This window comes from Accumulibacter sp., assembly GCF_036625275.1.
Classification (GTDB): Bacteria; Pseudomonadota; Gammaproteobacteria; order Burkholderiales; family Rhodocyclaceae; genus Accumulibacter.
Map to the genome: position 1 here is coordinate 1 of NZ_JAZKUD010000113.1, position 10,749 is coordinate 10,749.

The 10,749-nt window shown below is 61.5% G+C and carries 14 protein-coding genes and 1 pseudogene; 10 read left to right on the plus strand and 5 right to left on the minus strand.

Annotated features, from left to right (window positions below):
* Positions 1-258 precede the first annotated feature (258 nt).
* A complete protein-coding gene (locus V5B39_RS20060) occupies positions 259-1,503 on the minus strand; it encodes a glucose-1-phosphate adenylyltransferase (RefSeq protein ID WP_332344620.1) in 1,245 nt (414 codons plus the stop codon).
* 135 nt (positions 1,504-1,638) lie between these two features.
* On the opposite strand from V5B39_RS20060, the gene thrH reads away from it, so the two are divergent.
* From thrH to V5B39_RS20080, 4 genes are all read left to right on the plus strand, one after another.
* Positions 1,639-2,256, plus strand: a complete 618-nt coding sequence (gene thrH, locus V5B39_RS20065; protein WP_332344608.1) for a bifunctional phosphoserine phosphatase/homoserine phosphotransferase ThrH — start codon at positions 1,639-1,641, stop codon at positions 2,254-2,256.
* A 128-nt stretch (positions 2,257-2,384) separates the two neighbouring features.
* Positions 2,385-3,257, plus strand: coding sequence for a formyltetrahydrofolate deformylase (gene purU, locus V5B39_RS20070; RefSeq protein ID WP_332344609.1), 873 nt, complete (start codon positions 2,385-2,387; stop codon positions 3,255-3,257).
* 70 nt (positions 3,258-3,327) lie between these two features.
* A complete protein-coding gene (locus V5B39_RS20075; protein WP_332344610.1) occupies positions 3,328-5,283 on the plus strand; it encodes an ABC-F family ATP-binding cassette domain-containing protein in 1,956 nt (651 codons plus the stop codon).
* A 39-nt stretch (positions 5,284-5,322) separates the two neighbouring features.
* Complete coding sequence (locus tag V5B39_RS20080; RefSeq protein WP_332344611.1) at positions 5,323-5,799, plus strand: bacteriohemerythrin; 477 nt, start codon at positions 5,323-5,325, stop codon at positions 5,797-5,799.
* On the opposite strand, the gene V5B39_RS20085 is transcribed toward V5B39_RS20080, so the two are convergent.
* On the minus strand, positions 5,786-6,055 hold the full coding sequence (locus V5B39_RS20085; RefSeq protein ID WP_332344612.1) for a hypothetical protein: 270 nt from the start codon (positions 6,053-6,055) through the stop codon (positions 5,786-5,788). The two genes, V5B39_RS20080 and V5B39_RS20085, sit on opposite strands and share 14 nt — an antisense overlap.
* Between V5B39_RS20085 and V5B39_RS20090 the strand changes: the two genes are divergently transcribed.
* The 6 genes and pseudogenes from V5B39_RS20090 to V5B39_RS20115 all read left to right on the plus strand — a co-directional run bounded on the left by V5B39_RS20090 (position 6,054) and on the right by V5B39_RS20115 (position 9,444).
* The gene (locus V5B39_RS20090; RefSeq protein ID WP_332344613.1) at positions 6,054-6,290 is read left to right on the plus strand and encodes an antitoxin; all 237 of its coding nucleotides are present in this window, start codon (positions 6,054-6,056) and stop codon (positions 6,288-6,290) included. The two genes, V5B39_RS20085 and V5B39_RS20090, sit on opposite strands and share 2 nt — an antisense overlap.
* An 18-nt stretch (positions 6,291-6,308) precedes the next feature.
* Positions 6,309-6,515, plus strand: a complete 207-nt coding sequence (locus V5B39_RS20095) for a hypothetical protein (protein WP_332344614.1) — start codon at positions 6,309-6,311, stop codon at positions 6,513-6,515.
* A 203-nt stretch (positions 6,516-6,718) separates the two neighbouring features.
* Positions 6,719-7,267, plus strand: a complete 549-nt coding sequence (locus tag V5B39_RS20100) for a hypothetical protein (protein WP_332344615.1) — start codon at positions 6,719-6,721, stop codon at positions 7,265-7,267.
* Complete coding sequence (locus V5B39_RS20105) at positions 7,267-7,467, plus strand: hypothetical protein (RefSeq protein ID WP_332344616.1); 201 nt, start codon at positions 7,267-7,269, stop codon at positions 7,465-7,467. Before V5B39_RS20100 ends, V5B39_RS20105 begins: the two co-directional genes overlap by 1 nt.
* Positions 7,468-7,860: 393 nt before the next feature.
* Positions 7,861-8,703, plus strand: a pseudogene (gene tcmP, locus V5B39_RS20110) (three-Cys-motif partner protein TcmP); the annotation flags it as partial.
* 18 nt (positions 8,704-8,721) lie between these two features.
* Positions 8,722-9,444, plus strand: coding sequence for a DUF5131 family protein (locus V5B39_RS20115; protein WP_332344621.1), 723 nt, complete (start codon positions 8,722-8,724; stop codon positions 9,442-9,444).
* A gap of 279 nt (positions 9,445-9,723) precedes the next feature.
* Here the strand turns inward: V5B39_RS20115 and V5B39_RS20120 are convergent, their stop codons facing one another.
* The 3 genes from V5B39_RS20120 to V5B39_RS20130 all read right to left on the minus strand — a co-directional run.
* Positions 9,724-10,257, minus strand: a complete 534-nt coding sequence (locus V5B39_RS20120) for a phage virion morphogenesis protein (RefSeq protein WP_332344617.1) — start codon at positions 10,255-10,257, stop codon at positions 9,724-9,726.
* Positions 10,254-10,529 carry a hypothetical protein gene (locus V5B39_RS20125; protein ID WP_332344618.1) on the minus strand — a complete coding sequence of 92 codons (276 nt, stop codon included), beginning with the start codon at positions 10,527-10,529 and terminating at the stop codon, positions 10,254-10,256. The genes V5B39_RS20120 and V5B39_RS20125 overlap by 4 nt, the downstream gene beginning before the upstream one ends.
* Positions 10,526-10,749 (minus strand): hypothetical protein (locus V5B39_RS20130; protein WP_332344619.1); only part of this gene is annotated, 224 nt, incomplete at its 5' end. The genes V5B39_RS20130 and V5B39_RS20125, both read right to left, overlap by 4 nt.

The window sequence follows — 10,749 nt, forward strand, 5'->3', positions numbered from 1 at the left end:
GCCCGTGTGCGCTACTACCGACCCAAAGCGCCACGCCCTTCGCAACCCCGCGTATCCAAAAAACCGATCAATCAATGGCAGCTCGATAAATCTAAGCGAATCGCGCAGGCTTAATTCAACAGCATTGCCGCGAGAGGAGGGGAGGTTCGTGAGTCGCTCACGACTTCCATAGTAACGAGGGTGGAATCCCATCAGTTCTCTTTCTCCGCCTGAATCGTCCGCCATTATCGCGGATGATCTGGTAATTGATGACACGCCCTAGAGGTAGTGGAACATCCTCGCATCTGCATGGGTATCCGTTCCCTGGCCTCGGGGAACGACCACGATTCCTGATTCGGTCACGGTAAATCGGTGACGGTCGGCGTCGGCGTCGTAACCGATACGATCACCGGCCTCGATGGTGTTGTAACGGTCGACGATCACGCGCCTGAGCCTCACCCCCTTGCGCAGCAGCGCGTAGTCCATGATGATGCACTCGTCGAGTTCCACATCTTCCTCCATGCACACTTCGCGGCGAACAATCGAATTGCGGATGCGTGCCCCCTTGATCAGCCCGCCGGCACTGATGATGCTGTTGTCCAGCTCGGCGTGGAAGAATTTCGGCGACGGCCCTTGATAATTGCTGGAGCCGATCCGCCACCTGGGATTGAACAGATCGAACTTCGGTTCGCTACCCAGGAGGTCCTGATGGGCGGCAAAATAGGCATCAATCGTGCCCACGTCGCGCCAGTAGCCAGGCTCCTCGGAGGCGCGTATGCCGGGAATGCGATTCCCACAGAAATCGTAGGCAAACACCCGGTGTGTCTGGATCAGACGCGGCAGCAGATCCTTGCCGAAATCCTTTTCTCCCAGTCGATGCCCTTCCCGCAGCGCCTTGACCAGTACCTCGGTCGTAAAGATGTAGTTTCCCATCGAGGCAAAGGCGCGCGTCGGGTTCCCGGCCATCGGCGACGGCTGGACCGGCTTCTCTCGGAAGCTGCGCACGCTGCCGTTGTCGGCAGCGTCAATGATGCCGAATGCCGAGGCTTGTCCGATGGGAACCGGCAACGCGGCGATGGTGACGTCGGCCTGGCTGAGCAGGTGAAAGTGAACCATCTGACGGACGTCCATCCGATAGATGTGGTCCGCACCAAACACCACCACGAGGTCCGGAGCACGCTTTTCGATCAGTCCCAGGTTCTGATAAACGGCGTCGGCAGTACCCTGGAACCATTCCGGCCCCTCGCGCATCTGCGGCGGAACGACGGCGATGAACTGCTCGGGGAAGATCGGCGCCAGCAACCAGGAACGACGGATGTGTTCGATCAATGACTGCGACTTGTATTGGACCAACAGGTAAATGGAGAATATCTTCGAATTGACCAAGTTCGAGAGAACGAAGTCGACGATCCGGAAACGGCCGCCGAAAGGTACTGAAGGCTTCGAACGATGCTGGGTCAGCGGATGTAGACGGGTGCCTTCGCCGCCGGCCAGGACCAACGCAAGAATATTGGGCGTAATCATCATTTCCTCTTTTCTTACTGAAGGGCCGCAGGCTTATCATCATACTGCGATGCAGCCGCTATGGCGCTGCTGAGAGATCCGGGGATTTGGTAGAATCACGCGCTTACTTCAAACCTCATCCTCTGGGAGCTTGCCGTGCAAATCGTCTGCCTCGACCTTGAAGGCGTCCTCGTCCCTGAAATCTGGATCGAATTCGCCACACGCACCGGCATTCCGGAGCTTCGCCGTACTACCCGCGACGAGCCAGACTACGACAAGCTGATGCAGTCCCGCCTCGCCATCCTGGCCGAACACAGGCTCGGCCTGACAGACATCCAGAAGGTCATCGCCGAAATGGGGCCGATCGAAGGTGCCCGGACCTTCCTCGATGAACTGCGCGAGGACTATCAGTTGATCATCCTGTCCGACACCTTCTACGAGTTCGCACACCCGCTGATGCGGCAACTTGGCTGGCCAACCTTATTCTGTCACAGCCTTGAGGCCGATGCTGACGGAATGCTGGTGCGCTACCGCCTGCGCATGCCCGATCAGAAACGCGAGGCGGTACGCCGCCTCAGGGAACTCCGGTTCACAGTGGTCGCCGCCGGCGATTCGTACAACGATACGGCGATGCTCGGCGAAGCGCACGCCGGCATCCTTTTTCACCCGCCCGAGCAGGTCATCCGCGAATTCCCGCAGTTCCCGGTCACGCAGTCCTATGCCGAGCTGCGCGCAGCGATCGACCAGGCCTTCGTCACGGTCACGCCCGCCTAACGGCCATAACTTTTCCAGGCACCCCCGATCATGAAAGTCATGACCGCTTCCCTCTCCCCCAACCCCTCCCCCGCGAGGGGGGAGGGGAGGTTCGTGAGTCGCTGACGCGACTTTAAAGGTTACGCAGCATGCATTCGCAACGTTTCTATACCCTGTCCGGTTCCTGCCCGGATCAGATCGGCATCATCGCGCGCGTTGCCGGCTTCATTGCCCAACACCGTGGCTGGATTCTCGAGTCGAGCTATCATGCCGACAACGGTAACGGTGAACAGGACGGGCGCTATTTCATGCGCATGGAGGTGAAAGCCGAGTCGCTGCCTTTTCATCTGGCCGAGTTTCGCGAGCGCTTCCGCCCACTTGCCGAATCGTTGTCGATGGACTGGAAAATCAGTGATTCGGCGGTGAAACGGCGCGTCGTGATCATGGTCAGCAAGCAGGAACACTGCCTCTACGATCTGCTGTCACGCTGGCAGGCGAAGGAACTCGACATCGAGATTCCCTGCGTCATCTCGAATCACGACACTTTCAAGGCCCTGGTCGAATGGCATGGCATCCCCTTCCACCATGTCCCCGTAGACCCCGAGAACAAAGCCGCAGCACACGCCGAGATCAGACGCATCTACGAGGAAGTCAAGGGGGACACGATGGTGCTCGCGCGCTACATGCAGATTCTGCCGGCGGATCTGTGCGACAGCTACCCCGGACAGATGATCAACATTCACCATTCCTTCCTGCCCAGCTTTGTCGGCGCCCGACCCTACCACCAGGCCTTTCGGCGCGGCGTCAAGCTGATCGGTGCCACCTGCCACTACGTCACCAAGGAACTTGATCAGGGGCCAATCATCGAGCAGGACGTGATCCGCATCGACCATTCGGATTCGATCGACGACATGGTGCGCTATGGCAAGGACATCGAAAAAGCGGTCCTCGCGCGCGGGCTGCGCTATCACCTCGAGGACCGGGTGCTGGTGCACGCCAACAAGACCGTGATCTTCCGGTGAACCGGGTTGCTGCTGACCAGGCACCCGGCTGCACACCCATCACCGGAGCATTGACGGGAGTTTCGACGGCGTGATCACGCTCAAGAGCGTCAGCCTGCGGCGCGGCGCCAAAACCCTGCTCGACCAGGCGACGGCAAGCTTGAACCCCGGCGAACGGGTCGGCCTCGTCGGCCGCAACGGCGCGGGCAAAACCACCCTCTTCGCGCTGCTCGATGGCAGCCTGCACGAAGACGCCGGCGAATTCTCGCGACCCACTGCCTGGCGCCTGGCGCAGGTCGCACAGGAGATGCCGTCAAGCAGCCTGAGCGCCACCGACTTCGTGATCGAGGGCGACCAGGCGCTGCTGGCAGCCCAACGGCAAGTGCAACTCGCCGAAAGCGAGGGGGGAGATGGCGAACGCCTGGCGAACGCCTATCTGGCCCTGCACGACGCCGGCGCACACGATGCCCAGGCGCGTGCCCAGGCGCTGATCCTCGGCCTGGGTTTCAAGACCACCGAACTGAATAATCCGGTCGACAGCTTCTCGGGGGGGTGGCGAATGCGCCTGCAACTGGCGCGGGCGCTGATGTGTCCTTCGGATCTCCTGCTGCTCGACGAACCGACCAACCACCTCGACCTGGATGCGCTGGTCTGGCTGGAAACCTGGCTCAAACGCTATACGGGAACCATGGTGGTGATCAGTCACGACCGGGAGTTTCTCGACGCGGTGACCACCGTGACCCTGCACCTCGAGAACGGCAAGCTGACGCGCTACGGCGGCAACTACAGCACCTTCGAAGAAACCCGCGCCCAACAGATCGACCTGCAGCAAAATGCCTACCTCAAGCAGCAGGAGAAGATCGCCCACCTGCAGAGTTTCATCAACCGCTTCAAGGCCAAGGCGACGAAAGCCAGGCAAGCGCAAAGCCGGGTCAAGGCGCTGGAACGAATGGAGCGTCTGGCGCCGGTACTGACCAGCGCCGACTTCACCTTCGAGTTCAAGGAACCCGCCCACCTGCCCAACCCGATGCTGGTCATGAGCAATGCCTGCTTCGGCTACCCGCCGCCGGTCGATGCACCTGCCGGCACGCAACCGACGGTGATCGTCCGGCGGGTCAACCGATCGGTCATGGCCGGGCAACGCATCGGCATCCTCGGTGCCAATGGTCAGGGCAAGTCCACGCTGGTCAAGACCATTGCCCGCGTCCTGCCCTGCAGCAGCGGTATCGTCAGCGAAGGCAAAGGCCTCAACATCGGTTACTTCGCGCAGCAGGAACTCGACGTCCTGCGCCCGTACGAAACCCCCTTACAACACCTGCTGCGCCTGGCCAAGGAAGGCCTACCCACCGGACAAAGCGACCGCGAACAGGATCTGCGCAGCTTCCTCGGCACCTTCAATTTCAGTGGCGAGATGGTCAGGCAGACCGTCGGCACCCTGAGCGGCGGAGAAAAGGCCCGCCTGGTACTGTGCATGATCGTCTGGCAACGCCCCAACCTGTTGTTGCTCGACGAGCCTACCAATCACCTCGACCTCGCCACACGCGAGGCCCTGGCGATGGCGCTCAACGAATTCGAGGGAACCGTGATGCTGGTCAGCCACGACCGCTCTCTGCTCCGTTCGGTGTGTGACGAATTCTGGCTGGTCACCCGCGGTGGCATGGAGGACTTCACCGGCGACCTCGACGACTATCAGCGCTATCTGCTCGACGAAGCGAAACGCAACCGGGAAACCCTCCGGGAATCACTGAAACCGAAGAGCGAAAACGAGCTGCCCAGACGTTCGCCGCGCTCCGGCGGCGATAGCGGTGCGCCGGGCAAGCTGAAAACCCTGCAGCGGGAGCAGGGACACATTGAAAAGCGCCTGCTCGACCTCCAGCAGGAGCAGCACGCCCTCGAAGCGCGTTTGTCGACCCCGCTGTCGGCACAGGAGCTGGCCGACAGCGGCCGCCGACTGAACCAGATCGCACGGGAGTTGTCTGCTTTGGAAGAGCAATGGCTGACCCTTTCCGAACAGATCGATCTGGCAACACGCTCGCCATCTTCGTGAAACAGTCGGTCATACCCTTCACTACAGTTGGAGCAAAGAATGGATTTTGAGTTGGCAGAGTGGTCATCGAAGATCGAGGTGGGTGTACCGGCGATTGATGCACAGCACCGACAACTGTTCGATCTGGCCGCCACCTTCGGTGGCGATGGTGACCAGATCAGGGTGTTGAAAACGCTGGCAATCCTGACCGAATACGTCAAGGTGCATCTGCACGAGGAAGAGCAGTTGATGATTGCCTGCCACTACCCCGGCCTTGAGGCGCATCGGAAGTTGCACCGGGAGTTCCGCCGGATGCTTTTTGATCTGCTGGAGAACGCCAAGCGGATGACCCTCGACGAAATTGCCGAAGAAGTGAAGTTCATGATCAACGGCTGGTTCTACAACCATATCCTGGTTGCCGACTTCGACTACGTGCCGAGTGTGCAGGCGGCTGCCAGCGCGGCATCGATGCCCAAGAATGCGCCCGCCGACCTCGACGAAGGTGCCGAGCTGGCGGCGATCGCTAGCCGGGCATGAACCAGCGCCGTCGGTGCTCGCCCACTGCACGCAGTGAATAGCCGTAGAGCCTGCCCAGCGAGTCGCTGCTGATCACTTCGTCCCAAGTACCCTGCTGCGTCGTTCCATCGCCGAACAACAGCAGGGCGTGCGTGCAGAGACGTGTAGCCAGTCCAGTTTCGTGCAGGACCATCACACAGGCCCCCCCCTCGTCGCGGGCGAGTGCTGCAAAAAGTTCGAGGGTGGCCATCTGATGATTCGTGAGGAGAATGCTCATGCGTACCACACTCGATACCGAAGACGATGTTCTGCTGGCTGCCAACGAGCTTGCCCGGCGTGGCGGGACAACGGCCGGCCGGGTGATCTCGCACCTCTTGCGACAAGCCTTGACCCAATCGCCGCCATCGACGACCAGCAGCACCAGCGAGCCGGCGGCCGTCCACGGTTTCCGCCCGCTCCCGTCACGGGGGAAAGTGGTCACCAACGCGCAGGTCGACCAGCGTAGAGCGTAGAGACAAGGAAGGTGTTTGATGCGCGCCTTGCTCGATATGAATGTGCTGATCGCCCTGCTGGACAGCGACCACCTGCATCACACCAGAGCCATGGCCTGGCTGCCGGAGAACAATTCAGTCGGGCTGGGCGTCGTGCCCGCTGACCGAGAACGGTTGTATCCGGATCATGTCACAACCCGGCTACCCGAATGCACTGCCGGCCGGAGCCCTAGCAGCCTTACATAGTCGCCCCTGGGTTTGCCAGGCATTCAATTGGTGACGGTTCGAAGGGTAAAGATTGCAGCCATACCTTCGGACTTTGATCGAGGCGATGCCTCTGTCCCTGATGGAATTCGCTGATCGATGCCACGCGCGCGCCGTGAAGCGCGCGCGACCTGTACAACCGGCACGCCGACGAGTTCACCGCTGCAGACGCAACCCGGGTCAATTTGTCCCAGGTTAATGGTAGGCCATGTGAGCAGCTCATCTTCTCCGCCACCGGCTGCATCAAGCTCGGCTTCTTCGCCAACACCGCCACCGCCAAGCAGTTTCGCGCCTGGGCGGCGCAGACGCTGGAAGCCACCGCGCCGGCGCCGCAGCCGGCGGCGCCGCCGGCGCCGGCCCTCCCCGGCGTGCGCATGACGCGCCGCAAGGAGCGCCTCGCCATGGAAAGGTTCGTCGCCGGCCAGACCGCGCAAGACATCGGCCGCGCCCTCGGCGTCTCGCGCAGCACCATCAGCCTGACGCTGTGTGGCAAATACCAGTTCTCGCTCGGCGCGGGCGCGCCGGAATGCAGCCGCGAGCTGATTGCCGCCGTCGCTGCCCGCCATCTGGCCATCGAGCAGCAACGCCTGGCCGCCGCGCAGGAACGCGTCGCGCAGCGCTATTTGAGCCTGGCCAACAATCAGGCGCTGGCCGACGCCCTGGAGCAGGTCGGCCGCCAGTTGCAGCAGGCGCCGCTGCTGGCGCTGGGCGGCGCGCAGGCAGGGGACCAGTGATGGCCGCCTGCGTGATCCCCTTCCCGACGCGCCCGCCCACGGACCAGAAGCAGGCGTTGATCGACCTGATCCGGGCCTACGCCGCGCAATCGTGGGCCGACCCGGCGGCGGCGCCCTCACCGCCCATCGCCCCGCCGGCCGCCCGCCGCGAGGACGAAATCCTGAAGCTCTTGCGGCGCATCGACCGGCGGCTGGCCTGACCGGGAGCGGTCTCCGGCTAGCGGGTGGAATGGGCGCCCCAAAAATGCCCAGGAGCCGCGTGAAAACCCGCGTTAAATGGGGTCAACTTTTTTTCTCCGTACCCCAGTGACCCTCCGGCCCGTTCAAGGCCTTGTAGCGCGATTCTGAACCCCGGCCTGGCGCCGGGGTTTTTCTTTGGCGATCGGTGATCAGTACGGCAGGGCGTCGAGATTTCCGCACGGCATGCGCCGTGTCGGGTAGGATCGGCGCCGACGCCGAAACCCGGACCCGAAAGCCTCGCGTGAACGATCAGCAACAACCAGGCCGGAGGACAGCCCGACATTCAAGGTGGTCTATTGAGAGAGGGAAGCAGGTTGGCTCATACCTTCGGCGGTAACTGAACGGAAGAGAAGCTTGTTTGCCTGAGAAAGTATCTGACGGCTTACCGCACGATCTTCACGGGCAACGAAAAGGCGCGGCACTTCCGCACCTGGTATGTAGACGCTTTTGCGGGGACGGGTTCGCGAGCAGAACCGAATCTGCCGTCTGAAGACCAGCAGCTCTTCGACGAGGTTTATTCTGAAACCACTGTCTATAGAGCGGGCAGCGCTCGCATCGCCATGGACTTGCCCAGCCCCTTCGACCGCTATCTTTTCGTCGAGGAATCACGCGACCGGGTCAATCAGCTTCGCGCCACCATAGGCAATGACTTTTCTGCTATCGAGCCACGCTGCAAAATCCAGAAGGGCGACGCCAACAGGATTCTTAAGGCGTGGTGCAGCCAACGTGACTGGAAGAAGGAGCGTGCTGTCGTGTTCCTCGACCCATACGGGATGCAGGTGGAGTGGAGCACGATTGAGGTGCTGGCTGCGACAAAGGCCGTTGATCTTTGGTATCTCTTTCCGCTTGGAGTTGGCGTCGCGCGCCTGCTCACCCGCGATGGCAACATCGCACCCGCATGGCAGGCCAGGCTGCAACTGCTGTTCGGCACCAGCAACTGGCGGGCACGCTTCTATCCGGTCACCAAGACGCAAGACCTGTTCGGCGACCGTGAGACTGTGGCGCGGGATGCGTCGGAAGAAAACATTGCCGCGTTCATTCACGAACGCCTGGCAGACTGCTTTGCCGCAGTTGCCGACGGACTCATCTTGCGGAACTCCAAGGCAAACCCGCTCTACCTGCTCTGCTTTGCTGCGGCGAACGAGCGCGGCGCGAAGACCGCGTTGAAGATCGCGCAAAGCATCCTGAACGACTAACGAGAAGAGGTGGACATCATGCCCGGCACATCCAATATCGAGTGGACGGAAATGACCTGGAATCCTGTGACGGGGTGCGTCAAGGTCAGCCAAGGGTGCAAACATTGCTACGCCGAGAAAATGGCCAAGAGGCTGCAGGCCATGGGGTCAGCCCGCTATCAAGACGGCTTCCGTCCAACACTGCATGAAGACCTGATTGATCGCCCGAAGACCTGGAAGAAGTCGCGGTTGATTTTCGTCAATTCCATGAGCGACTTGTTCCAGGAGGCCGTGCCCGAGAGTTTTATACAGAGGGTTTTCGCCACCATGCAGGACTGTCCGCAGCATACGTTCCAGATTCTCACGAAGCGGAGCGAACGGCTGCGGCAACTTGGCCAGTCGCTCCCCTGGCCGCCAAACGTATGGATGGGGGTCAGCGTTGAAGACGAACAAGCCGCGAGCCGAATAAGCAACCTTGCTGCGGTGCCCGCAAAGGTGCGGTTTTTATCCTGTGAACCCCTCATCGGGCCGCTTGAGAACCTGCCCCTTGTCGGGATTCACTGGGTAATTGTTGGGGGAGAATCGGGCGCCGGCGCACGGCCAATGCGTCAGGACTGGGTTGATTCAATCCATCGCCAGTGCCAGCGCAGCAACGTGGCTTTTTTCTTTAAGCAGTGGGGCGGCGTCCGCAAGGATATGGCCGGACGTAAACTGCACGGTCGCACGTATGATGAGATGCCGAGGGCTCAAATCACGGCATGATTTCACCGCGCGCGTTGCCTTAAATCGGTCTGTTTAACGCGGGTAGGGGCTCGCCGACTAGGGTCGACCCTATCCCTGTGCCACCCGCCTGATTTTTTGTCCTACCGCGCGATTCTGAGCCCCGGCCTGGCGCCGGGGTTTTTTCTCCAACGGAACCAAGCAGAGACTCCAGTTTGGCCACTTGTGCCCGCAGCTCCTCTATTTCCCTCGTCGCGTCCAGGGTTGAGGCCTTCCAGTATTCGGCCCGCTTCTGCGCGTTTTCCAACGTATCCATCACGCTTACCCCTGCAACCGCCCGGCGAGGTGCTCGGACAGCGCCCCGAGAATGCGCTGTTCGAGGCCCGGCGGCAGGCCGCGCTGGGCATCTGGGAAGAACGGACGCGCCGGGATGTCGCCCCACAGACGCGGGAACTGCGCCTTGCGGCCGCCGAACTGATGGATGGCGGCGTAGATCAGGGTCGAGTACACCTCGACGCCGTGGCCGACCAGTCGATACGAGAATTGCTTCGAGAGCGACTTGGATTCGCCGATCAACGGCTTCTTGTTCGCCAGGCGCTGCTGGCCTTTCGCCGAGACCTGGCCGGTCCGGGTGAAGCTCCTGGAATGGCGGTGCAGCAGGGCGCGCAGCGTGCTGTCCTGGTTCGGCGCCCAGGGGGTTCCGTAGGGGTCTTGCGAAACCGCAAAGCGCGTTTTGGTGAATTCCATCACCAATTCCCCGATGCTTTTCAGGGCCGGATTCGGGTTCTCCAGACCCTGCAGCAGACGGGAGAGGGCGGCGTTGACGCCGGTGTCGGTCAGCGTGATCTGGATCATGGTTTCGGCTTGCGCAGGAATGCGGGAATCTCGTAACGGGCCGCATCCAGTGGGTCGGGAAGCGGACGCGGTTGAAACAAAAGGCCGTGATCGCCCGGGAAGGGCTCACGGTGCCCATGGTACGCCCACCAAAGGGCATCGGGAATGCCGTCCGGGAACGCCGTACAGGTGCGAGTCCCTCCAGGATAATGGAGGCAGTGCCGGCAGGTGGCGGAAATGGATTCGGTGCTGCGCGTGCCGTCCAGCCGGTTCGGAATTTCGTCGGGGTTCATGGGAGGGGATTCCTTGGGCTGCGGGAATATCCGAGGTTAACCCGCTCATTCACCTCTGTCCAGATCAGATGTTCCCAAAGCACGTCATATTGATCCTGCTGAATCCGGCCGCTCGCCAGGGCCTTCTTGAGCCGCTGGCTGACCTCGGCCTCCACACTCGCCCACACCGGCGCGATCTTCGCCCAGGCTTCTGGTCCCCAAGGCTCGCCAGGCGGACGCA